The organism is Sphingomonas phyllosphaerae FA2 (genome assembly GCF_000427645.1).
GTDB classification, from domain to species: Bacteria; Pseudomonadota; Alphaproteobacteria; order Sphingomonadales; family Sphingomonadaceae; genus Sphingomonas; species Sphingomonas phyllosphaerae.
The window spans coordinates 3,092,590-3,115,055 of record NZ_KE386571.1 but is presented as its reverse complement, the minus strand read 5'-3'; the positions used below and the strand labels follow the sequence as shown (position 1 = coordinate 3,115,055).

The 22,466-nt window shown below is 66.6% G+C and carries 18 protein-coding genes and 1 riboswitch; of the genes, 10 read left to right on the top strand and 8 right to left on the bottom strand.

What is annotated here, in order from left to right; genetic code table 11:
- Positions 1-39 precede the first annotated feature (39 nt).
- Positions 40-3,222: a TonB-dependent receptor gene (locus SPHPH_RS0115145; protein WP_337587826.1), complete on the bottom strand. Its 3,183-nt coding sequence runs from the start codon at positions 3,220-3,222 to the stop codon at positions 40-42.
- Positions 3,223-3,483: 261 nt separating this feature from the next.
- Here SPHPH_RS0115145 and SPHPH_RS0115140 point away from each other — a divergent pair, with 261 nt between their 5' ends.
- Positions 3,484-5,031, top strand: a complete 1,548-nt coding sequence (locus SPHPH_RS0115140) for a glycoside hydrolase family 43 protein (RefSeq protein WP_037488667.1) — start codon at positions 3,484-3,486, stop codon at positions 5,029-5,031.
- Between the two features lie 23 nt (positions 5,032-5,054).
- Here SPHPH_RS0115140 and SPHPH_RS0115135 read toward each other — a convergent pair whose 3' ends face one another.
- Complete coding sequence (locus SPHPH_RS0115135) at positions 5,055-5,873, bottom strand: inositol monophosphatase family protein (protein ID WP_028967455.1); 819 nt, start codon at positions 5,871-5,873, stop codon at positions 5,055-5,057.
- 46 nt (positions 5,874-5,919) lie between these two features.
- On the opposite strand from SPHPH_RS0115135, the gene SPHPH_RS19920 reads away from it, so the two are divergent.
- From SPHPH_RS19920 to thiC, 6 genes are all read left to right on the top strand, one after another.
- Positions 5,920-6,792: a sterol desaturase family protein gene (locus tag SPHPH_RS19920; RefSeq protein WP_051273044.1), complete on the top strand. Its 873-nt coding sequence runs from the start codon at positions 5,920-5,922 to the stop codon at positions 6,790-6,792.
- Positions 6,728-7,081 carry a DUF2141 domain-containing protein gene (locus tag SPHPH_RS0115125; protein ID WP_238303124.1) on the top strand — a complete coding sequence of 118 codons (354 nt, stop codon included), beginning with the start codon at positions 6,728-6,730 and terminating at the stop codon, positions 7,079-7,081. Before SPHPH_RS19920 ends, SPHPH_RS0115125 begins: the two co-directional genes overlap by 65 nt.
- Positions 7,082-7,203: 122 nt before the next feature.
- Positions 7,204-8,025 carry a MipA/OmpV family protein gene (locus SPHPH_RS0115120; protein ID WP_051273324.1) on the top strand — a complete coding sequence of 274 codons (822 nt, stop codon included), beginning with the start codon at positions 7,204-7,206 and terminating at the stop codon, positions 8,023-8,025.
- Positions 8,026-8,301: 276 nt separating this feature from the next.
- On the top strand, positions 8,302-9,360 hold the full coding sequence (locus tag SPHPH_RS0115115) for a ferritin-like domain-containing protein (protein ID WP_028967452.1): 1,059 nt from the start codon (positions 8,302-8,304) through the stop codon (positions 9,358-9,360).
- Positions 9,361-9,423: 63 nt separating this feature from the next.
- The gene (locus SPHPH_RS0115110; protein WP_028967451.1) at positions 9,424-10,479 is read left to right on the top strand and encodes a ferritin-like domain-containing protein; all 1,056 of its coding nucleotides are present in this window, start codon (positions 9,424-9,426) and stop codon (positions 10,477-10,479) included.
- A gap of 91 nt (positions 10,480-10,570) precedes the next feature.
- Positions 10,571-10,681: riboswitch (TPP riboswitch) on the top strand.
- 40 nt (positions 10,682-10,721) lie between these two features.
- Positions 10,722-12,569: a phosphomethylpyrimidine synthase ThiC gene (gene thiC, locus SPHPH_RS0115105; RefSeq protein ID WP_028967450.1), complete on the top strand. Its 1,848-nt coding sequence runs from the start codon at positions 10,722-10,724 to the stop codon at positions 12,567-12,569.
- A gap of 36 nt (positions 12,570-12,605) precedes the next feature.
- Here the strand turns inward: thiC and SPHPH_RS19915 are convergent, their stop codons facing one another.
- From SPHPH_RS19915 to crtY, 3 genes are all read right to left on the bottom strand, one after another.
- Positions 12,606-13,637: an acyltransferase family protein gene (locus tag SPHPH_RS19915; RefSeq protein WP_162143932.1), complete on the bottom strand. Its 1,032-nt coding sequence runs from the start codon at positions 13,635-13,637 to the stop codon at positions 12,606-12,608.
- Between the two features lie 160 nt (positions 13,638-13,797).
- Complete coding sequence (locus SPHPH_RS0115095) at positions 13,798-15,273, bottom strand: phytoene desaturase (protein WP_028967449.1); 1,476 nt, start codon at positions 15,271-15,273, stop codon at positions 13,798-13,800.
- Positions 15,270-16,427, bottom strand: coding sequence for a lycopene beta-cyclase CrtY (crtY, locus tag SPHPH_RS0115090; RefSeq protein WP_028967448.1), 1,158 nt, complete (start codon positions 16,425-16,427; stop codon positions 15,270-15,272). The genes SPHPH_RS0115095 and crtY overlap by 4 nt, the downstream gene beginning before the upstream one ends.
- 112 nt (positions 16,428-16,539) lie before the next feature.
- Between crtY and SPHPH_RS0115085 the strand changes: the two genes are divergently transcribed.
- From SPHPH_RS0115085 to SPHPH_RS0115065, 3 genes are all read left to right on the top strand, one after another.
- Positions 16,540-17,073: a peroxiredoxin gene (locus tag SPHPH_RS0115085; RefSeq protein WP_028967447.1), complete on the top strand. Its 534-nt coding sequence runs from the start codon at positions 16,540-16,542 to the stop codon at positions 17,071-17,073.
- Positions 17,074-17,150: 77 nt separating this feature from the next.
- Complete coding sequence (locus SPHPH_RS0115080; RefSeq protein WP_238303122.1) at positions 17,151-18,200, top strand: GGDEF domain-containing protein; 1,050 nt, start codon at positions 17,151-17,153, stop codon at positions 18,198-18,200.
- A gap of 425 nt (positions 18,201-18,625) precedes the next feature.
- Positions 18,626-19,033, top strand: coding sequence for a DUF1810 domain-containing protein (locus SPHPH_RS0115065; RefSeq protein WP_028967445.1), 408 nt, complete (start codon positions 18,626-18,628; stop codon positions 19,031-19,033).
- Here the strand turns inward: SPHPH_RS0115065 and SPHPH_RS0115060 are convergent.
- From SPHPH_RS0115060 to SPHPH_RS0115050, 3 genes are all read right to left on the bottom strand, one after another.
- Positions 19,030-20,703: an ATP-binding protein gene (locus SPHPH_RS0115060; protein ID WP_028967444.1), complete on the bottom strand. Its 1,674-nt coding sequence runs from the start codon at positions 20,701-20,703 to the stop codon at positions 19,030-19,032. The genes SPHPH_RS0115065 and SPHPH_RS0115060 overlap by 4 nt on opposite strands.
- Before the next feature lie 72 nt (positions 20,704-20,775).
- Positions 20,776-21,492, bottom strand: coding sequence for a TIGR02186 family protein (locus SPHPH_RS0115055; RefSeq protein WP_051273320.1), 717 nt, complete (start codon positions 21,490-21,492; stop codon positions 20,776-20,778).
- A gap of 35 nt (positions 21,493-21,527) precedes the next feature.
- The gene (locus tag SPHPH_RS0115050) at positions 21,528-22,442 is read right to left on the bottom strand and encodes a sulfite exporter TauE/SafE family protein (RefSeq protein ID WP_028967442.1); all 915 of its coding nucleotides are present in this window, start codon (positions 22,440-22,442) and stop codon (positions 21,528-21,530) included.
- Positions 22,443-22,466: the final 24 nt, after the last annotated feature.

Sequence of the window (22,466 nt, the reverse complement as noted above, 5' to 3'; positions counted from 1 at the left end):
AGCGATGGCCCTCCCCGTAACGTCGATCGTCGCGACCGATCAGAACTTGTAGCGTGCCCCCAGCAGGAAGCGCGGCTTCAGCTCCTGCGCGAACACCAGGTTGCGCTCGGTACGGCCATAGGTCTTCACGCTCTCGCTGGTCAGGTTGATCCCTTCCAGCGTGACCGCGATCTGGTCGTTGACGTCATAGCTGATGTTCACGTCCAGCGTGCCGAACGGCGCCACGAACAACGGGTTGCGGTTCCCGCCCTGGTTGGTCGCCGCCAGATACTTGTCGCGCCAGTTGTAGGCGATACGGGCGGAAATGCCGTTCTTTTCGTAGATGCCCGTCGCGTTGGCGCTGTTGCCGAGACCGGTCAGCGCGAAGATGTTCACGGTCGGGTCGGCGTACGGATCGACGTTCACGTCGCCGCTCACCTTCGTGAACGACCCCGCGAAACCGAAACCGGTGTTGCCGAAGAAGTTGGTCCACGCCAGCTCGAAGCCGTGGATCTTGCCCTCGCGGTTGTTGATCGGCTGCGAGACCGAGAAGTTGAACAGCGGATCGTTGGCGTCGGACGAGATGTCGACCTGCGACAGGATCTGGTCGACGAACGTCTGCTGCAACCCGCGTCCCGCGACATAATTGGCGTTGAACTGCGTGGTCGCCGCCGCCTGATTGCCACCATTCTGCACCAGCAGCGCGGAATAGGTGAACAGGTTGACGTCGCTCAGGTCATAGCCGCTGGCGCGCAGGAACGCCGCCGCGGTGCCGGAACGCGACCCCGCCGCGCCCGAACTGGGATCGCGCAGCCCGAACAGGTTCTGGTTGACGATGCCCGTGCCCAGGAAGTTGGCGACGCGCTTGTCGAAGAAGCCGACCGATACGAAGCTGGACGGCTTGTAATACCATTCCAGCGACACGTCGAAGTTATCCGACAGCAGCGGCAGCAGGTTTGCGTTGCCGGTGCTGCCCGTCGGAATGCCGCCCAGCGCGGTCGGACGACCCGGTGCCCCCGCCGAGGCGGTCGCAAACAGATTGCCATAATCCGGGCGGGCCAGCGTGCGGCTGAACGACACACGCGCCTTCACGTTGGTGATCGGCTCGATGCTGAAGTCGACCGACGGCAGCAGATTCTCGTAGCTGCCGCGCTGGCGGATCGCGGTGAACACGCCGCTGGCATCGCCGCGGAAGTCGTTGTCCGCAGTCCAGACGATATTGTTGTATGTCTGCACCGCGTCCGAGACGACGCGGGTCTGCTCGTAACGCGCACCGATGACGAGGTTCGCCGCCTTGCCGGCGACTTCGCCGTTCCAGGTGAACTGGCCGAACACCGACCAGATCTTCTCCTGCACGGTGTCGTCAGCCGGGGCCGACGGCGCCGGCGGCGCGCCGCGCTGCGAGTAATAGGGGCTCAGCACGTTGTAGAGGTCGATCGCATTGCCGCGGAACGCGATCAGCGACGCGCCTTCGGACGCCGGGTTGAAGTGGTCGAACTTGCAGGTCAGGCAATATTGGCTGACCAGCTCGGGCGCGAGCTGCTGGATGATGCCCGGGTTTTGGAGGCCCCAGTCGCCCAGCGTCTGCTGCGTCTGCGTCTGCGTCGAATGCATCTTCGAGTCGGTGTACGAACCGCCGACGTCGAAGCGGCTGCCGCCGCCCAGATCCCAGCCCAATCGCGCCTGGATCTGGTCGATCCGCTGCGTCTGGCGCGAGATGATCGTGCGCGCCGGTGCGGAGCCCAGATCACCGATGTCGAGCACGCCGTTGCAATTGCCCTTGGGCTGATCCGCGGGCGTCGCGCGATAGCAATCGTTGATGACCTGCGCCTGCTGCGGGAAGCCGGTGCTGAAGTCGAGCGAATGGCCCTGGATCACCGGCGCGCCGAGCGCGACGGTGGTCGCGGTGGTGCCGTTGGGGTTGTCCGGCGACGAGGTCGACACCGAATGGTGCCCGTCGACGGTCAGCGTCAGGTTCGACGCGAATTCCCACTTGGCGTTCAGACCGACCGAGCCGAGCCGCGCCTTGGTCGCCGCCTGCTGCTGCTCGAAGCCTTCGTCCTTCGGGCTGGTCGGCAGGTAATCGCGCAGGAAGATCGCGGTCGCCATGTTGGGGTTGTCGTCGAAGCGGACTTCGCTGAACGGGCGGTTGAACCAGTTCGTCTGCTCGCTGCGCGATTCACGCAGACGGTTCTGCGCGAACAGGCTGTCGACCGTGAATTCCAGATTATCGGTCGGCTTGAACTGCAACACGCCCTGGAAATTGATGCGCTCGCGGCGGTTTTCCGAGAACTGGTAACGGCTGTCGTTCGGGACCAGCACATACGGCGCGGTCGGACGCGCGCCGTCGATCACGGTCGTCGAGTTGATGAACGTCCCCGGATTGAAGAAGTCCGAGGTCTTGATGACGTTCCAGTAGTTCGGGTTCGACTGCGCCGAGGCCGAGTAGCGGAGCTGGTAGCTGCCGAACACCGCCGCGCCGAACGTGCCTTCCTCGTTACGATAATTCAGCAGGCCGGAGACTTCCGGGGTCACGCGATGCTTGGTGTCCTCGGACTTCTCGACCGAGGTATCGTACAAGGCTTTCACGCCGATCGATCCGGTCACGCCGGTTTCGCGCGAATTCAGCGGTTTGCGCGTGTCGATGTTGATCGTCGCGCCGATGCCGCCGGTCGGCACCGAGGCGCGCCCGGTCTTGTACACTTCCAGTCCACTGACGCCTTCCGACGCGATGTTCTGGAAGTCGAACGAACGGCCCGCACCACGTGCAAACAGATTGCCGCCGCTGGTGTCGATGTTCGTGGCCGGCAGCTGACGGCCGTTGATCGTGACGAGGTTGAAACCGCCCGAGAAGCCGCGAACCGCGACCTGCGAGCCTTCGCCGTTGACGCGATTGATCGACACACCGGTGATGCGCTGCAGCGATTCGGCGAGGTTGGTGTCGGGGAACTTGCCGATGTCTTCGGCGCTGATCGCATCGACGACACCCGGCGAATCGCGCTTGATCGCGATCGCGCGATCAAGGCTGGCGCGCACGCCGGTGACGACGATGTCGTCGGCGCCCGGTGCCGGATCCTGACCGACTGGCGTAGCATCAGCCGGCTGTGCGTTGGTCGGGCTTTCGGTCGTGCTCTGGCCGCTGGTCTGCGCCATCGCGACGCCCGGCAACGCTGCCGCTACCGCCAATGCCCACACCGACGACGAACGCGCGAGCGCGCCCATGACATGGCTTCCCTTCATCATCCCCTCCTCCGTGACGGCGACGCGCCGTCTTGTTCATGTTTGCGACATGATTGACGTTATCGCTATCAGGGCGCTCTGCGCTGTCAATCTGGGGATGGTCGTAAAGGCCAATGTGAAGCTGATTTGGCGTAAAGCTGATCCTCACTGTGGCGGATTAGCAACATCACCTTTCATGTGTAACGGCGTGTTTCATAAGCGGCGGCGACAACACGCAAAATCGTTATACGATCATATAAATAAGAGGATGGAAATTTGGCGAGAATGACACGGCTGTTGCTGCGTTGCACCACTGGCGCCGCCATGCTGGTGCTCGCTGCGTCCGCTACCACGGCGCAGGTCTGGCGTAGCGATCGCGGCGACGGCACCTATGCCAATCCACCGCTCAACGCCGACTATCCCGATCCCGACATCATCCGGGTCGGCGCGGACTTCTATTTCGCCAGCACCACCTTCGCGAACGCGCCGGGCATCACGCTGCTTCACTCGCGCGATCTGGTGAACTGGGACATCGTCTCGCACCTGATCCCGCGGCTTGATGGATCGCCGACCTTCGATCTCGCCGCGGGCGGATCGTACCGGCACGGCTTCTATGCCCCCAGTCTGCGCCACCGGAACGGCGTGTTCTACGTCGCGGTCACGCCGGTCGGGCAGCATACGCGCATCTATCGCGCCACCAATCCGCGCGGCCCGTGGACCCACGTGACGCTCGACCGCGCCGCGTTCGACCCCGCGCTGTTCTTCGACGACGACGGGGCCGTTTATCTCGCGACCTCGATCGGCAGCGACGGGACGATCACGCTCCACACGCTCAATCGCGACCTGACGCGGATCACCGCGTCGCGCGTCATTTACTACAACAAGGGCGCGGAGGGATCGAAGCTCCTCAAGCGTAACGGCTTCTATTATCTGTTCAACGCGATCCCCGGCAAACTCGCACTCACTGTCTCCCGCGCCCGCAGCCTTGAGGGCCCGTGGGAAACGCGCCCGCAGATCGACGACACCACCGGCGGCCACCAGGGCGCGCTGGTCGATCTGCCCGGCGGCGGCTGGTACGGCTTCGTGATGCGCGATTCCGGTGCGATCGGGCGCGTTACCAACATCAGCCCCGTGTTCTGGCGCGACGACTGGCCGGTCTGGGGCACGCCCGATGCCCCCGGCCGCGTCCCCGATGTCGCGCGCAAGCCGATCGCGGGTCAGCCCTTCACCGAACCGCCATCGAGCGACGATTTCGCCTCCCGCACGCTCGGTCGCCAATGGCAGTGGAACCACAATCCGCTCGACCACCTCTGGTCGCTTGCCGAGCGCCCCGGCTGGCTCCGCCTCCATGCCGCGCCCGGCGATCAGTTCTGGTGGGCGCGCAACACGCTCGTCCAGAAAGGTCAGGCGCCGCGCGCGCGGGGCGAGGTGCTGATCGACACGCGCGGGCTGAAACGCGGCGATGTCTGTGGTTTTGGCACCCTGGGCAAGTACAGCGCGCAACTGGCGGTCCGCGGCGGCACCTATTTTCTGACCATGCGCGTCACCGAGGACCGCAAGGACGGCCCCCACGTCGACCTTCGTGTCCCCGCACACCGCTTCCGCGGCACGCGCCTGTGGCTGCGCACCGACATGGACTTCCCCGCGAAGACCGCGACGCTCTCCTACAGCGAAGACGGCCGCCGCTTCATGCCCCTCGGCGGCACGGTACCGCTGGTATTCGACTGGCAGACCGGCACCTTCCAGGGCGTCCAGTTCGCGCTGTCCTGCTACAATCCCGCCGGCAAAGGCGGCTGGCTGGACGTCGACAAATTCACGGTGTCCAAGTTCTAAGCTGCTGCATCCGGCCAGTATTTTCAGTGATCGTGGTGGTCATGCCCCGCGACGTTGCGCAGTGCCTCCAGCACCTCGTCGGCGCGCGCCGGGTCGCCGATCGCCAGCACATGTCCGGCGCTGTCGGCAGTCAGCGGGTCCCCGTTCCAATCGCACATCCGCCCACCCGCGCCCTCGACGATCGGCGCGAGCGCCGCGAAATCATACAGCTTGAGCCCGGATTCGCAGACGATGTCGAGGAACCCGCTCGCCAACAGCCCGTAATTGTAGCAGTCGCCGCCATAGACCGGCCCCTGCCGCGGCGCGCCGCCGCTCGCCGCCGTCACCAGCGCCATGAAATGCGGCACATCGGCGTCCTCGAACAGATGCGGGCTGGTCGTGGCGACAATCGCCCCCTCCAGCGCCGGACACGCCCGCGTCTGCACCGGCGCGTCGTTGAGCAGCGTCGGCCGCCCGGTCACGCCCGTCCAGCGTTCGCGCTGCACCGGCTGGTCGATGATCCCCAGCACCGGCCAGCCATCCTCGACCAGCGCGATCAGCGTCCCGAAGATCGCGCGTCCGGCGGTGAAGCTGCGCGTGCCATCGATCGGGTCGAGCACCCATTGCCGCCCGGTCACGCCGTCCTTCACGCCATGTTCCTCGCCGACCACCCCGTCGCCGGGGCATTCGGCGTCCAGCAGCCGCCGCATCGCCTCCTCCGCCTCACGGTCGGCGCGCGTCACGGGCGAGCGATCTTCCTTCAATTCCAGCCCGGCCGGCTGGCGGAAATAGGGTCGGATCACCGCGCCAGCGGCGTCGGCGAGGCGGTGGGCGAGCGCGATATCGGCGGGACGTACAGGCATGGCCCCTGCCTATCGCGCCCGTCGGCGATGCGCTAGAAGCCATGCCATGTCCGCCACGATCGCTATCCTGTTGTCGGCGCTGGCGATGAGCGTCATCGTCGGCGTACGCTATCTGGCCGCGAGCGCCGGCTTCGCGCTCGCCACGCGGCTGAAGCACCCGCGGCTGTATGCCGGGCTCGACCCGCAGATTCGCCGCGAGATCCTGTGGAGCCTCGCCTCGGCCGGCATCTACGGCGTGCCCGCCGGGATCATCGCCTGGGGCTGGCAGAACCGTGGCTGGACGCGGATCTACGGCGACGTCCATGCCTTTCCCTTATGGTATCTGCCGGTATCGGTGCTGCTGTATCTGATCGCGCACGATACGTGGTTCTACTGGACGCATCGCTGGATGCATCGCCCGCGCGTCTTCAAGCTGGCGCATGCGGTGCATCACGCCAGCCGCCCGCCGACGGCATGGGCCGCGATGGCCTTTCATCCGATCGAGGCGGTGACCGGCGCTGTTGCCATTCCGCTACTGGTCTTCGCGATTCCGATCCATGTCACCGCACTGGGGGTGGTGCTGACGGTCATGACGATTATGGGGGTGACCAACCATATGGGCTGGGAAATGTTCCCGCGGTTCATGTGGGGGGGACGGGTAGGCCGGTGGCTGATTACCGCCAGCCATCACCAGCGGCACCATGAACGGTACGGATGTAACTATGGCCTTTATTTCCGCTTCTGGGACCGGCTCTGCGGCACGGACGATGGGCTCGGCGATTTCGCGCGCGATCACGCGAAAGCGGCGCGCCGCGATGGGGCTGGCGTTGCTGGCGGTGCCGCTGATCGGGGCGGCGCCGGTCGGCTCGCTGCAGGTGGAGATCGATCATCTGCGCTCGGCCAAGGGGATGCTGCGGCTGTGCCTGACCGCCGATCCTGACAATTTCCCGAACTGCGTCGACGATCGCGACGCGGTGACGCGCTCGGTGCCCGCCGGGCAGACCAGCATCCGCTTCCCCGCGCTGCCGCGCGGCGACTATGCGGTGGCGGTGATCCACGACGAGAACGGCAACAAGAAGCTGGATACGTTCGCGGGCATCCCCAAGGAAGGCTTCGGCTTCTCGCGCAACCCCGCGATCCGCTTCGGCCCGCCGCGCTTCTCGGCGGCGCGCTTCTCGCTGACCACTGATGCCGAAGAGCAACAGATCCGGATGCGCTACATGCTGTAACCAACAACATGGAGCAAAATTCCCCGCGAACGGTTGGGCGCGCAGACCAAAGGGGAATTTACGTGTACGTCAACTGTTCCGCCGCTCGTGCGCTGCTCGCCGCCGCGCTTGCCTGCCTTGCGATGCCCGCGTTCGCGCAGAGTGCCTCGGTTCCGGCCGAGCCCAACCCGACACCCGATCCGGCGCTGGTCGGCGATACGGTGACCGTCGCGGTCGCGGCGGCGTATCTGCCGGACTACGAAGGCTCGGACAATTACCGCGTCGTCCCCGGCCCGGCGGCGATCGGCTCGTTCCATAATTTCGCATTCCAGGTAATCGGCAACCGTGCGTCGGTCGATCTGATCCCGAACGCCTCGGGGCCGAGCTGGGACGTGCAGGCCGGACCGATCGGCGTCATCAACTTCAACCGCACCAACAACAAGGCGATCGACGACCGTCGCATCCGCGCGCTGGGCGAGCGCGACACCGCGATCGAGCTGGGCGGCTATGTCGGGCTTGGCAAGACCGGCATCCTCACCAGCCCCTATGACAAGCTGTCCGCCTCGCTCAGCTATCGCCACGACGTCAGCGGCGTCCACGACAGCGGCATCTGGTCGCCATCGGTCAATTACTTCACGCCGCTCAGCCTGAAGGCCGGCGTTGGCCTCTTCGCCTCGGCCGAGCGCGTCGAGCGCGGCTTCGCGCGCACCTATTTCGACGTCGACGCCGCGCAGTCGCTGGCCAGCGGGCTGCCGCAATATCGCACCCGCGGCGGGTGGAAGCATTGGACGGTCGGCATGGCGGGCACCTATTCACTGACCGGCAATCTGCTGAAGGGGTGGAAGGCGATCGGCGGCGTCACCTACAAGAAGATGCTCAACGACTTCGGCGACACGCCGGTGGTGTCGATCGCGGGGTCGCGTAGCCAGTGGCTGGCGGCGATTGGTGTAGGGTATACGTTTTAAATCGCAGGGCGGGGCGCCGGAGCACAGCTCCGTCGACCTCGCCCAAGATCGGCCGGCGGGGCACTGCCCCGACCGACGACGCGGCTTCGCCGCGGCGGGCCTACCATTCCTTACCTCAGTCGATAGAAGGCGGGGTCCCGGATCAAGCCCGGGACCACAAGCGAATGGCGCGCATCCCAAAAAACATCATCCCGTCTTTGCCCCTCGCGCGATGCTGGCCTATCACGCGCATCAACGCCGCGTACCGGCGCGAGTAATAGAAGGGACGAGCCTGCCATGACCGATAGCGAGCAGCTGATCGAGACGCTCGACGCGCGCGTGCGTCGCCGCGATTCGCGCCGCGCCTTCTTCACCGGCGCGCTGGGTGCCGCGGCTGCGGCCGCGACGCTGTCGGGCACCGCGCAGGCGCAGACCGCCACGCCCACCCCGTCCCCCTCGCCATCGCCGTCCCCCACCCCGACGTCGACCTATACCGAAGTCGACGTGCTCAATTTCGCGCTGAACCTCGAATATCTCGAGGCGAACTATTACGCCTTCGCGGTCACCGGCAGCGGTCTCGCCGCCGCCGACATCAGCGGCGCGGTTGGGACAGCAGGCGCGGCCACCGGGGGTCGCGCGGTCGGGTTCAAGGACCCGATCGTCCAGCAATATGCGCAGGAAATCTACCAGGACGAGCTGGCGCACGTCCGCTTCCTGCGCTCACAGTTCACGACATCGTCGCTCCTCGCGCAGCCCACGATCGATCTCGGCACCAGCGCGACCGGCGCGTTCAGCACGGCGGCGCGCGCCGCGGGACTGGTCGGCAACGGCGTGGCGTTTGACCCTTATGCCTCGGACGAGAACTTCCTGCTCGGCGCCTATCTGTTCGAGGACGTCGGCGTCACCGCCTACAAGGGTGCGGCGCCTGCGCTCATCAACAGCAAGATCTATCTGGAGGCCGCAGCCGGCATCCTCGCGGTCGAGGCGTATCATGCCGCGATCATCCGCTCGGTCCTGTATCGCAAGGGGCTCCAGACGCCCTCGCTCCGGCTGATCGAGGCGACCACCGCCATCTCCAAGGTACGCGACACGGTGGACGGCAATCCGACCGAGGATCTGGTGCGCGGCATCGGCCCGGTAGACGACAGCGGGCTGGCGACCGGCACGGTCGTCGACAATGGCGTCACGCTCGACGTGTCGAACATCGCTCCGCTCAACACCAACGGCATCGCGTTCAGCCGCACGCCGTTGCAGGTGCTCAACATCGTCTATCTCAACCAGTCGGCGGTAACGAGCGGCGGCTTCTTCCCGGCCGGGGTCAACGGCAACATCAAGACGAGCGCGGCATCGGCCTGACGCGAGACGGCGCGCACCGCCTCCCGCCTTTGCCCCATACGCCCCGCATTAGGGAATGACGCCATGATCAAGGATTCCGTTTTCGCCGCGCTCGAACTGGCCGAGCTTCGCCGCGCCGAGCGCCGCCGCTTCCTCAAGCTGGCCGGCGCCGGCACCGCCGCCGCGGGCGGCCTCGCGCTGCTGTCGGCGTGCGGCAGCGACAACAACAACAGCACCACGCCCAGCCCGACCCCCACGCCGACGCCGACCGCCACGGGCAGCGTGACGACCGATGTCGCCATCCTGCAACTGGCGCTCAACCTCGAATATCTCGAGGCGCAATTCTACTCCTTCGCCGCCTTCGGCCGGTCGCTGCCCGAAGCGAGCCTGACCGGGACGGTCGGCCAGCGCGGCGGCGTGACCGGAGGGCGCAAGGTCACCTTCACCGATCCGATCATCGCCAGCTATGCGCGGGAGATCGCCGCCGACGAACTGGCGCACGTCAACGCGCTGCGCGCCGTCATCACCTCGGTCAACGCGGCGCAGGTGATCCATCAGCCGGCGATCAACATCGACGGCGGGACGACAGGGGCGTTCAGCGCCGCCGCGCGCGCGGCGGGGATCGCCGACGCCAACGGTGAATTCGATCCCTATCTCAACGACGACAATTTCCTGCTCGCCGCCTATCTGTTCGAAGATGTCGGGGTGACTGCATACAAGGGCGCGTCACCGCTGATCAGCAGCGCGATCTATCTGGAAGCCGCCGCGGGCATCCTCGCTGCCGAGGCGTATCACGCCGGGCTGATCCGCGCCGAGCTTTACCGCCGCGGATCGGAAGCGCGGGTCAAGGCGAACAAGATCTCCGACGCGCGAGACTCCCTAGACGGCAAGCCGACCGACACCGCCACCGATCGCAAGGATCTCGATCAGGGGATCACCGCCACGGTCAACGGTGCGGAGGTGGCCAACATCGTTCCCGCCGATGCCAACGGCGTCGCGTTCAGCCGCTCGACGCTGCAGGTCCACAACATCGTCTATCTGACCGACGCGGCCAAGACGTCGGGCGGCTTCTTCCCGGCCGGCACCAACAATTCGATCGAGGCGCTGCGCACCAGCGGCGACTTCACCAAGGCAAGCTGATCCGCTTCATCGACCTCATTCTCGGCCGCATTCCGCATCGCGCGGAGTGCGGCCTTTTTCGTTGCTGTCGCGCCCCCGACGCGCCTATACCGTACGCTCCCCGGGGGACCGCCGATGCTGCGGTTGAGAGGAGGACCGCAGTCCTCGACCCGCTGAACCTGATCCGGCTGACACCGGCGTAGGGAGTGGATGCGGCGTCCTCCGGCCACCGTCTTCCTCCCATCGAGTTGGAGAGAAGAGTTATGGCCGACGTTCCCGCCCGTACCGAAATCGGTGTCACCACCGGCCCGATCCGCGGCAGCCGCAAGATCCACGTCGGCCCGCTGAACGTCGCGATGCGCGCGATCGACCTCGATCCCTCCTCCGGCGAGCCGCCGCTCAACGTCTACGACACCTCCGGCCCCTACACCGACCCGAAGGCTCGCATCGACATCGCCGCCGGCCTGCCCGCGCTGCGCCGCGACTGGATCATGGCGCGCGGCGATGTCGAGGCCTATGACGCACGCGAACTCCGCCCCGAGGACAACGGCCAGCTCGGCCCCGATCGCTCGGGCGGCGTCCAGCCCTTCCCGAACGTCAACCGCCGCCCGCTGCGCGCGAAAGCCGGCGCGAACGTCAGCCAGATGCACTACGCCCGCCGCGGCATCATCACGCCCGAGATGGAATATGTCGCGACGCGCGAGAATCTCGGCCGCGAGATGCTGCGCGAATACGTCCGCGACGGCGAGGATTTCGGCGCAACGATCCCCGATTACGTGACGCCGGACTTCGTTCGCGACGAGGTCGCGCGCGGCCGCGCGATCATCCCCAACAACATCAACCACCCCGAATCCGAGCCGATGGCGATCGGCCGCAACTTCCTGGTCAAGATCAACGCCAATATCGGCAACAGCGCGGTCGCCTCGAACGTCGCGGCCGAGGTCGACAAGCTGGTCTGGTCGATCCGCTGGGGCGCGGACACGGTCATGGACCTGTCGACCGGGCGCAACATCCACGACACGCGCGAATGGATCATCCGCAACTCGCCGGTGCCGATCGGCACGGTGCCGATCTACCAGGCGCTGGAGAAGGTCGGCGGGATCGCCGAGGAGCTGACGTGGGAGATCTTCCGCGACACGCTGATCGAGCAGGCCGAACAGGGCGTCGATTACTTCACGATCCACGCCGGCGTCCGCCTGCCCTATGTCCCGCTCACCGCCAAGCGCGTGACCGGGATCGTCTCGCGCGGCGGCTCGATCATGGCGAAATGGTGCCTGAGCCATCACAAGGAGTCGTTCCTCTACGAACGCTTCGACGAGATCACCGAGATCATGAAGGCGTATGACATCGCCTATTCGCTGGGCGATGGTCTGCGTCCCGGCAGCATCGCCGACGCCAATGACGAGGCGCAATTCGCCGAACTGTACACGCTCGGCGAGCTGACCAAGCGTGCCTGGGCGCAGGACGTACAGGTGATGATCGAGGGTCCCGGCCACGTGCCGATGCACAAGATCAAGCAGAACATGGAAAAGCAGCTCGAGGCGTGCGGCGAGGCGCCCTTCTACACGCTCGGGCCGCTCACCACCGATATCGCGCCGGGCTATGATCACATTACCTCGGGCATCGGCGCGGCGATGATCGGTTGGTACGGCACCGCGATGCTCTGCTACGTCACGCCCAAGGAGCATCTGGGGCTGCCCGACCGCGACGACGTGAAGGTCGGTGTGGTGACCTACAAGCTCGCCGCGCATGCCGCCGATCTGGCGAAGGGCCACCCCGCCGCCAAGCTCCGCGACGACGCGCTGAGCCGCGCCCGCTTCGAGTTCCGCTGGCGCGACCAGTTCAACCTGTCGCTCGATCCCGACACGGCTGAATCGTACCACGATCAGACCTTGCCCGCGGAAGGCGCGAAGACCGCGCATTTCTGCTCGATGTGCGGCCCGAAATTCTGCTCGATGAAGATCACGCAGGAAGTGCGTGACTTCGCGGCGAAGCAGAACGCGCCGGTCGAGACGTTCGTCGCGGCGGAGGATGCCGAGGCGGGAATGGCGGAGATGAGCGAGCGGTTCAAGGAGAAGGGTGGGGAGGTGTACCTGCCGGCGACGGAGTAAGCTGGAGCTTCCGGCTGGGTGGCGCGACTTGTCGGTTCAGACCGCTAGTACCGCTCCTGCCTTGGGACCGGGAACCCGTGCCCGAAGGGCCGGTCGTTCGACCAGATGCCATGAAGCGCACGCCAACGCCGCTGTAATTGGCAGCGTGAGGGTCAAGACACCGGCCACGGTCATCCACGGCAGCGCAAAGACAATCGCCTGCGTGACGGGCCATCCGTAGAGATACAGTCCATAGCTGTAATCGCCTTTAGCCGCGACATAGCGGCCCGCCGCGCTGCTCCCGGTAGCAAAGCACAGCGCGCCGTAGGCGATCGTCACCCGAACCAGCTCCTCATGGATTGCGAGGTTCCGCGTCGCGAAGCACGCCGCCGTCAAGGCAATGAGCAAAGGCACGCTCGCCGGGATGCGTTCTCGGTAAACGTAGAGCGCCATACCCGTCAGGAAGCTGGGCATCACGTGCGGCAGGGTACCCGCTACGCCGGCAATGCGCCAGAAACTGCATAGCGCCAGCCCGGGCAGGAGGAAGATCAAGCAACGTCGCGGTGTCATCAGACCCGCACGACCAATACCGTACAACAGGCAGTAGCAAATCACCTCAAGGGGCAATGACCATAGCGAACCATTGACAGTGTACCGATGCGGATTGTCGACGAACACGCCCGGCAATCCTTTGATAGTGGTATCGAACATAAAATTATTCGCAAGGTATTCGAACGTACCAAACTGGCGATAATAGCTGATTAAAGGCAAATCGGTCACCGCTGCGCCCAGCAACAATGTCGATACCAACAGCACGACGGTTAGGGCTGGGTAGATACGTCGCGCGCGTGCAACAGCGAACCGCATAACATCGGATTTTCGTTCGAAGCTGCCGGCAATGAGAAAGCCGGAGATCCCGAAAAAGACGATGACCGCATAGCCTCCAAGTGTAAGGCCATGCTGATAAAGGGGCTCCGACTCGGTGACACCGGTCGTGAGTGGAAACGAATGCGACACGATGACGGCGATAGCACAAGCCAGACGCAACAAATTGAAGTTGTTGCGTTGCTCTGCTGCGCTGACTGCCAACGACCGTGCCATCCAGCGCGGTGTTGACAGACAAAGCTTTCAATTATGTTGTTCGCAAGTGATCGCCACCGCCCCCTTTGGCGAGTTCGATCCGTCACTCACCGTCGACTGGCGGCGTTCCGCGTTCCAGCCGATCGGAAAGGCTCCGCAAGCGCCAGGCTCACGCCCGCAGCATCAACGCCGCCGTCGCCTTCGCACTCCCGACCACCCCCGGAATCCCCGCCCCCGGATGCGTCCCCGCACCGACGAAGAACAAATTCGGGATTGCGTCATCGCGGTTATGCACCCGGAAATAGGCGCTTTGCGTCAGGATCGGTTCCAGCGAAAACGCGCTGCCCATATGCGCGTTCAGGTCGTGCGCGAAGTCGGTCGGCGCATAGCTGAACTTCGTCACGATCCGGTCGTGGATGTCGGGGATCAGCCGCCGCCCGACCTCGTCGAGGATGCGCTTCTCCAGGATCGGCCGCACCGTCTCCCAGTCGCCGGTATATTTGCCGAGATGCGGCACCGGCGCCAGCGCGTAGAAGGTCGAGTCACCCTCGGGCGCCAGCGACGGATCGGTGACGGTCGGGTGGTGCAGATACAGCGAGAAATCCTCGCTGAGCATCCCGTGCTCGTAAATGTCGTCGAGCAACCCCTTATAGCGCGGCCCGAACAGGATCATGTGGTGCGGGATGCCCGGCCACGTCCCCTTCACCCCGAAATGCACCACGAACAGCGATGGCGAGTAACGCTTGCGCTCCAGCCGCGCCGCGGTCCGCCGCGCCGCGCCCGATTCCGGCAGCAGGTCGCGGTAGACGTGCATGATGTCGGCATTGGCCGCGACCATGTCGACCGGCTCGCGCCAGCCGCTGGCGGTTTCCACCGCGGTCACGCGGTCGCCCAGCGTCTCGATCTTCGTCACCGGGTCCGACAGCCGCAGCGTGCCGCCCAGCCGCTCGAACAGCGCGACCATCCCCGCGACCAGCCGATTGGTCCCGCCGCGCGCGAACCACACGCCGCCATCGCGCTCCAATTTGTGGATCAGCGCATAGATCGCGCTGGTCGTCATCGGATTGCCGCCGACCAGCAGGGTATGGAACGACAGCGCCTGCCGCAGCCGCTCGTCCTGCACATATTTGGACACGATCGAATAGACCGAGCGCCACGCCTGATATTTGGCCAGCGCCGGCGCCGCCTTCACCATCGACGCGAAGTCGAGGAAGGCGACGGTGCCCAGCTTCTCATACCCCTCGTGATACACGCCCGCGGCATATTCGAGGAACTGGCCATAGCCCGCGACATCCGCCGGGTTCAGCTTCGCGATCTCGGCGCGCAGCACGGTGTCGTCGTTGGTATAGTCGAAATTGGTCCCGTCGGGCCAGTTGAGCCGGTAGAAGGGCTGCACCGCGTCGAGCGTGACGTCGTCGGCCAGCTTCTGCCCCGACAGCGCCCACAATTCTTCCAGACACGCCGGATCGGTGATGACGGTCGGCCCGGCGTCGAAGGTGAACCCCTCCTGCTCCCAATAATAAGCGCGCCCGCCAGGCTTGTCGCGCGACTCGACGATCGTCGTCGCCACCCCCGCCGATTGCAGCCGGATCGCGAGCGCCAGCCCGCCGAATCCCGCGCCGACCACCACTGCTCGGCGCGTCATGCGCGGCCTCCCAGCGCGGCGATCGCGCGGCCGACCGGCACCGGCGGTTTCCCGCTCAGCACGCGCAATTTGTCGAGCCCGGTCGAACGCGCGGCATAGAAGCGCGCCACCAGTTCGGGCGACAGGCGATAGAAGCGCTCCAGCACGCGATAGCGCTGGTCGGGGTCGGCAGCCTTGAACAGCATCAGGTCGAGCATCCGGTAGAAACCTCGTTGCCGCCACGAACGCGCGGCGTGGCGAAAAGTCAGGTCGTGGAGCGCCTTGCCCGAAAGATCGCGCTGATTGGCGATCAGCACCGCGATCCTGGCGGCATCGGGCAGCGAATAGCCGGTGGTCGGGTGGAACAGCCCGGCCCGCACCCCGGCCTTGGCGACCTTCGCGCCGCTCGACTGCCAATAAGCCGCGAAGTCGCCGCCGCTCACCACCGGCAGCACGCCGCGCTCGCGATGGATCACCTCGGCCTGCCAGCCCTTCTCGCGCGCATACTCAGCCACCCGCGCCGCAATCGCCGCGTCGTTGAGCACGGCCGAATCGCTGTAATAGGTATCCTCGACCAGCAACGTGTCAGGGGTGAACGGCAGCAGATAGACGAAGCGATAGCCGTCGAGCTGCGGCACCGTCGCATCCATCACCACCGGGCGCGTCACGCCATGCCCGCCCGTAACGCGCAGCTCGTGCCCGACGAATTTCTGCCACCCTCCGCTCAGCAGTGACACATCCCCGACGCCGCGTGCATCGATCACGCCGGTGGCGCTCAGCCGGTCGCCGTCCGACAGCACCACCGCGGTCGCGCTGCACGCCAGCACCGATCGGCCCGTCATCAGCGCCCGCCGCGGCAACATCCGCCGGACATGCGCGTCGAGCGCCGCCGAGCGGACGGTGAAATACGGCTGCGCCAAGGTCCGCGCATGACCCGGAAAGCGTACGTCATAGTCGGGCCAGCCATGCGCGATCACCGGCGCGACCAGCGCCTGCTCGGCCCCGTGCAGGTCCGCGCCGAAGAACGACCAGAAATGATTGCCGCCGATCGTCTCGCCGGCCTCGACCAGCCGCACATCCATCGCGGGGTGCCGCGCCTGCACCGCCAGCGCGATCAGCGCGCCGGACAGGCCGCCGCCGACGATCGCAAGGTCGCATTTGTGGGTGGCCGGCATGACGCTTGCGCTATCCTATTGCCGTGCGTTGCGGAAGCCCGGCGCAGGCTGGCGGAACCGGCGGGCGATGATATGGCTTGTGGATCAACCTCCTCCTGCCGGAGTCGTCCCGATGCGCCGTCTGCTCGCTGCCGTCACTGCCCTGACCCTCGCCGCCCCCGCCGCCGCGACGCTCGCGCCCGGTGCCAAGGCACCCGACTTCTCCACCCGCGGCGCGATCGCGGGCAAGGTGGTGCCGGTGCGCTTGTCCGAACAGCTCAAGCGCGGGCCGGTCGTGCTATATTTCTTCCCCGCCGCGTTCACCGGCGGCTGCAATGCCGAGGCGCGCGCCTTCGCCGAGAAGGTCGACGCCTTTCGTGCTGCCGGCGCGACCGTGATCGGCATGTCGGCGGACAACGTCCCCGACCTGCAGCGATTCTCGTCGAGCGAATGCGCCGGCAAGTTCGCGGTCGCGAGCGCCGGTCCGAAGGTCGTCGCCGGCTATGACGTCGCACTCGGCAAGGAAATCAAGGGCCGGCAAGTCACCAGCCGCACCAGCTATGTCATTGGTCGCGACGGGCGGATCGCCTCGGTCTATTCCGATATGAATCCGGCCGAACACGTCACGCGCTCGCTCGACGCGGTGCACCGCCTCACAGGCCACTGAAAGCAAGCAGTTATTATATCTTAGGAGTTGCCGCGTACTGCTTCGATCCCGGAATTCGGGGCGATGTGGGGCGGATGATGGCGAGCAGGGCGATCGATATCGGGCAAGCGAACGGGGGAGATCGCCTGTTCGCCCGAATCGGGGCGTTCCTCGCCGCGCACCGCCTCAGCCCCGATCCGGCGCATTATGCCTTCGCGTACGAAGTGGTCGCCAACGCCACCGGGCTGATCGCCCAGCGCGTTGCCGAACTTACCGACGGTGGCGTGCGGCTGACCAGCCAGGACATCGAAAGCCTGGGCGGAACGACCGTCAGCGGCGCGCCGATCGACTCCGCGGACGACGATGCGACGATGAGCGGCGACGTCGACACGCAACAGGCGTTGCTCGAACGGATGATGTTCCAGCTGGAGGGCTTCGGCGATGCGATGCGCATCGTCCATGCCGAGGCCAACGATTTCGGCCGCGACCTGCAACGTTCCGCCGATACGATGCGCGACATGGGCGCGGAGGCGGGGATCGAGGCGATCACGCAGCTGACCGCCGACATGATCGGGCGCGTCCAGCTCGCCGAGGCGCGGCTCGACACCGCGCTGCGCGAAACCGACGAGCTGCGCACCGCGCTGGACGAGGCGCGCGGCTCGGCGCGCACCGATCCGCTCACCGACCTGCCGAATCGCCGCGCCTTCGACGAGACGTTCGCCTCGCTCCACCGCGACACCCCGGTGACCGTCGCCATCTGCGACATCGATCACTTCAAGCAGGTGAACGACAATTTCGGCCACGCGGTCGGCGACCGCGTGATCCGCATGGTCGCGCAGACGCTGGCAGCCGAAAAGGGGATGATGGTCGCGCGCTACGGTGGCGAGGAATTCGCGCTGCTGTTCGAGAACGTGCCGCTCGACGAAGCCGCACAGGTGATCGAACGCGTTCGCCGCACGATTTCGGAGCGCCGTCCCCGCGTCCGCGAGACGGGCGAATCGATCGGGGTCGTCTCCTTCTCGGCCGGCGTGGCCGAGGGACGCGTCGGCGAAGGACGCGCCGCGTTGATGGCACGCGCCGACGCCGCCTTGTACCGCGCGAAGGATCAGGGCCGTGCGCGGACGATCACGTCGGAGACTGCGCCGTAATCTGGCGCATCTTGCCCGATCGGGCTGGCGGATCGCACCAACTCGCGTCGTAAAATGCGCCGGCCCCCTCGGGGAAGCATTTGGCACGGGTTCTGCAAAGACCCTGGCATGGGCCGGATCGACCGGCCTTCACCAAGGAGCCCTGCCATGACGATCCGTTTCACCGCCCTTCGCCAGTCGCTGCTGTCGGTTGCCGCTGCCTTCGCCGTCGCCGCCGTGATGGTCAGCGCCGCCGTTCCCGTTACCCCGATCGCCTGAGCGGAGCCCGTGTCGATGAACAACTATCCCACGCTTGTCCGGTCGCTGCTGCTCAGCGCCGCCAGCTTCGCCACCACTGCCCTGCTGCTCTACGTCGACGCCGTCACCGCCCCGGTCGTCTGACCGCGGCGCGGCACCGCCGCGGCCCCCGGCGCGTTGCAGGCGGCATGGACCTCGACCGCTTCGTCTCCGCCCAGGCCACTCACTATGACACCGCGCTCGCCGAGTTGACGCGCGGCGCCAAGCAAAGCCACTGGATGTGGTTCATCTTCCCGCAGATCGCTGGCCTCGGCCACAGCGCCACCGCGCGCCACTATGCGATCGACGATCTCGCCGAAGCCCGCGCCTACCTCGCGCACCCGCTGCTCGGCCCGCGCTATCTCGCCTGCGTCGCCGCGCTCGACCGTCATCGCGACCGCCCGGCCGAAGCGATCATGGGCGGGATCGATGCGATGAAGCTGCGTTCGTCGCTGACCCTGTTCGACCGTGCCGGCGCGCCCCCCGCGGTCCGCGACACGCTGCACGCCTTCTTCGACGGCCCCGACGACGCGACGCTGCGCCTGCTCGGCGGCTAACGCCCCTGCGCGCGCCAGCGCTGGACGGTGCGCGCGATCATCGCTTCCTCGCCCCCCGTCTCGCGCCACAGCGCGGAGAAGACCGGATCGTCCGACGCCGGACGCCGGCCCTCCTCCAGCGTGTCGAACGCGACGCGGATCGGGATCGCCACACCCTCCCCGCAGACGATCGCCTCACGGTTGCGCAGCGCCGGAAGCGCGTCGAGGAAGCCACGCGCACCTTCGGGCATCGCGGCGCGGACGAACGCCTGATCGCGATCGTTGTTGAGTCGCATCGAGATGATCGTGCCGCATTGCGACAACACCCCCTCCGACAGATCGGACGGCCGCTGCGTCACCAGCCCCAGCGCGACGCCATACTTGCGCCCCTCTTTGGCGATCCGCCCGAGGATCCGCGCCACCGACCCGCGCGCCGCCGGATCCGCGGGGACGTAGCGGTGCGCTTCCTCGCAGACGAGCAGGATCGGCCGCTGCGGTTCGCCGCGCGACCAGATCGCGAAATCGAACACCATCCGCGCCAGCACCGCCACCACCACCGAGGTGATCTCGTTCGGCACGCCCGACACGTCGATGATCGAGATCGGCCGCCCGTCGCCGGGCAGACGGAAGATGCGCTGGACGAACGCCGCCATCGTATCGCCGACCAGCATGCCGGAGAACATGAAGCCGTAACGCGGATCGGCGCGCACCTCGTCGATCTTGTTCTTCAGCCGCAGGTACGGCGAGGTATCCCCCGCCCGGTCCATCTTGCCCATTTCCTGCTGCAGAATCTGCATCAGGTCGCTCAGCAGGTATGGGATCGGCGCATCGACGGTCAGCTTGGCGATCTCCTGCCCCGCCCGGCTCTTGGCCTTGGCGGCGAGCAGGCATTTGGCGAGGATGTCGGCATCCACCTGCCGCGCCGCCCCGGTCGAGGTGACGAACACCTCGCAATGTTCCTCGAAGTTCATCAGCCAGTACGGCATCTGGAGATTGGACACGTCGAACAGCGCGCCCGCCTCGCCGAACGCCGCGCCATATTCGCCGTGCGGGTCGATCATCACGATATGCCCCTGCGGCGCCAGCGTGCAGATGCGGTGGAGGATCAGCGCGGCGGCGGTCGACTTGCCGGTGCCGGTCGAGCCGAGCAGCGCGAAATGCTTGCCGAGCATCGCATCGACATACAGCGAGGCGCGCACGTCGCGGCTGGGATGGACGGTGCCGATCTCGATCGCCGCCCGCCCGCGCGCGGCATAGATCTCGCGCAATTCATGCCCGTCGACCGCGAACACCCGCGCGCCGGGGATCGGATAGCTGGTCACCCCGCGGCGGAAGCGCTGCATCCGTCCGGTCAACCGTTCCTCGTCGCCCTCGCCGAGAAAATCGACTTCGGCGATCACCGCCTCGCCGCGATCGTCGGCCAGCCGCAGCGCACGCGTCGTCGCGATCAGCCACGTCGCGCCGACCCGCACCTTCACCTGTCCGCCGACTTGCCCGGCCATCGCCAGCACCGGATCGCGATGCGCGCGCAAGCCGTCGAGCGCGGCGCGATCGAGCAACAGCTCGCCACGCCCCCCCGCGATCTGGCACACGTAGCCGATTGCCCTGGCGTCGTCCTCCGCCGGTCCCGCGCCCGAGAAGGCAGCGGCGATTGCGGCGTCGAAGGCGTGCGAGCCGGGAATGTCGTTCATGGGCGAAAGCACGTCCAAGGCCTGTGAAGTGCCTGCCCTACCGCGTGTTCCGTAAAGATCGGGTGGACGCGCTCAGCGCCGGGCCAGCCGCCCCGCGCCCCAGCCGAGCGCAACCGAAAGCAGCACCGCCGCACCGCCGTACAGCCATTCGTGGCGATCGGCCGCCTGCGCGACGAACCGCTCGAACCCCTTCTTGCGGATATCGATATCGCGCACCGCCACCGCCAGCACGCGCCCGTCGCGCACCAGGAAGGTTTCGGCAGTGAAGCGCCCGACCGGCACCCGCGCCGGGATCGAGACGCGCGCGCGGTACAGCACGCCATCGCTGATCTCGACCGCGCGCGGCGCTTCGTAGAACAGCCCGGTGCGCACGCGTTGCTCGACCAGCCCGCGCGTGAAGCGATCCTGCACGTCCGACGGCGCGGCGGACGCGGGCGACAATTGCAGGCTGCCCAGCCCAAGTTCGTAGATCGCGCGGGTGCGCGCATCGACCAGCTCGTTCAGCGGCCGCGACGAGGCGACCGCATAGAAGGACGGCGCGGAGCGATACCGCAGCCGCCCGGCATTCACCCAGATGCCGGCGACCTTCTCCTTCTCGCGGATCACGATCGACTGGGTCGGGCCCTTCACCACCACCACGACGTCCGCGCCCTTGGTGTCGGTCGGCGTCCGGCCGCCGGGGTAGATGATCGCGCCGAACAACAGCAGCTCGGCCCCGGCGAAGCTATAGGCGATGTCGATCTCGCGCTGCGAGACGTCGGGCACCAGCACCGGCTTGGCCTGCGCCATCAGCAGCGGCGCGACGGCCAGCAGCAGCGCGGCCCTCACGACAGCTCGACCGTATAGATTTCGTCGGGCCGCCAGCCGAGCCCCAGCGCGATCCGCCCCGCCACCAACAGCACCATCAGCGCGAGCGCGAGCCGCAGATATTCCGGCCGCGCCTTGGCTGCGAAGCGCGCGCCGACCTGCGCACCGACCACCGATCCGATCAGCAGCAATCCCGCCAGCACGATATCGACCGCCTTGGTGGTGGTCGCGTGCACCAGCGTGGCGGCGGCGGTGACGAACAGGATCTGGAACAGGCTGGTCCCCACCACCACCGCGGTCGACATGCCGAGCAGATAGATCATCGCCGGCACCAGCACGAACCCGCCGCCGACCCCGAGCAGGATCGTCAGGATGCCGGTGAAGAAGCCGAGCAAAAGCGGCGCAAGCGGCGAGATGTACAGCCCGGAGGCATAGAAGCGCGTGCGGAACGGCAGGCTGGCGACCAGCGGATGGTGCCGCCGCCGCCGCGCCGGTGCGCTCCGCCGCCCCTTGGCGATCAGGATCGCGTCGACCGCTTCCTTCAGCATCATGAAGCCGATCGAACCGAGCAGCAGCACATAGGTGATCGCGATCGTCGTATCGATCTGTCCCCATTGCTGGAGCAGTCGGAACAACCACGCGCCGAACAGCGAGCCGATGACGCCGCCGATCACCAGCACCGTCCCCATTCGCGTATCGACCCCGCCGCGCCGGAAATGCGCAAACACCCCCGACACGCTCGCGCCCGTCACCTGGCTGGCGGCCGAGGCCGCGGCGACGGTCGGCGGGATGCCGTAAACGATCAGCAGCGGCGTGGTCAGGAACCCGCCGCCGACCCCGAACATCCCCGACAGCAGGCCGACGCCCGCGCCCAGCGCGATCATCACCAGTGCGTTCACCGACAGGTTCGCGATCGGCAGATAGATGTCCATGACGGCTCGAAGCGCTAGCCGTTT

Bases quoted from the DNA above. Each gene is read 5' to 3' on its own strand.
- SPHPH_RS0115055 (WP_051273320.1), bottom strand. From the start codon at position 21,492: ATGGCGCAGGCCAAGCCGGTGCTGGTGCCCGACGTCTCGCAGCGCGAG.
- SPHPH_RS0115065 (WP_028967445.1), top strand. From the start codon at position 18,626: ATGGACCTCGACCGCTTCGTCTCCGCCCAGGCCACTCACTATGACACC.
- SPHPH_RS19920 (WP_051273044.1), top strand. From the start codon at position 5,920: ATGTCCGCCACGATCGCTATCCTGTTGTCGGCGCTGGCGATGAGCGTC.
- SPHPH_RS0115135 (WP_028967455.1), bottom strand. From the start codon at position 5,873: ATGCCTGTACGTCCCGCCGATATCGCGCTCGCCCACCGCCTCGCCGAC.
- thiC (WP_028967450.1), top strand. From the start codon at position 10,722: ATGGCCGACGTTCCCGCCCGTACCGAAATCGGTGTCACCACCGGCCCG.
- SPHPH_RS0115145 (WP_337587826.1), bottom strand. From the start codon at position 3,222: ATGATGAAGGGAAGCCATGTCATGGGCGCGCTCGCGCGTTCGTCGTCG.
- SPHPH_RS0115060 (WP_028967444.1), bottom strand. From the start codon at position 20,703: ATGAACGACATTCCCGGCTCGCACGCCTTCGACGCCGCAATCGCCGCT.
- SPHPH_RS0115115 (WP_028967452.1), top strand. From the start codon at position 8,302: ATGACCGATAGCGAGCAGCTGATCGAGACGCTCGACGCGCGCGTGCGT.
- SPHPH_RS0115110 (WP_028967451.1), top strand. From the start codon at position 9,424: ATGATCAAGGATTCCGTTTTCGCCGCGCTCGAACTGGCCGAGCTTCGC.
- crtY (WP_028967448.1), bottom strand. From the start codon at position 16,427: ATGCCGGCCACCCACAAATGCGACCTTGCGATCGTCGGCGGCGGCCTG.
- SPHPH_RS0115095 (WP_028967449.1), bottom strand. From the start codon at position 15,273: ATGACGCGCCGAGCAGTGGTGGTCGGCGCGGGATTCGGCGGGCTGGCG.
- SPHPH_RS0115140 (WP_037488667.1), top strand. From the start codon at position 3,484: ATGACACGGCTGTTGCTGCGTTGCACCACTGGCGCCGCCATGCTGGTG.
- SPHPH_RS0115120 (WP_051273324.1), top strand. From the start codon at position 7,204: ATGCCCGCGTTCGCGCAGAGTGCCTCGGTTCCGGCCGAGCCCAACCCG.
- SPHPH_RS0115085 (WP_028967447.1), top strand. From the start codon at position 16,540: ATGCGCCGTCTGCTCGCTGCCGTCACTGCCCTGACCCTCGCCGCCCCC.
- SPHPH_RS0115050 (WP_028967442.1), bottom strand. From the start codon at position 22,442: ATGGACATCTATCTGCCGATCGCGAACCTGTCGGTGAACGCACTGGTG.
- SPHPH_RS0115080 (WP_238303122.1), top strand. From the start codon at position 17,151: ATGGCGAGCAGGGCGATCGATATCGGGCAAGCGAACGGGGGAGATCGC.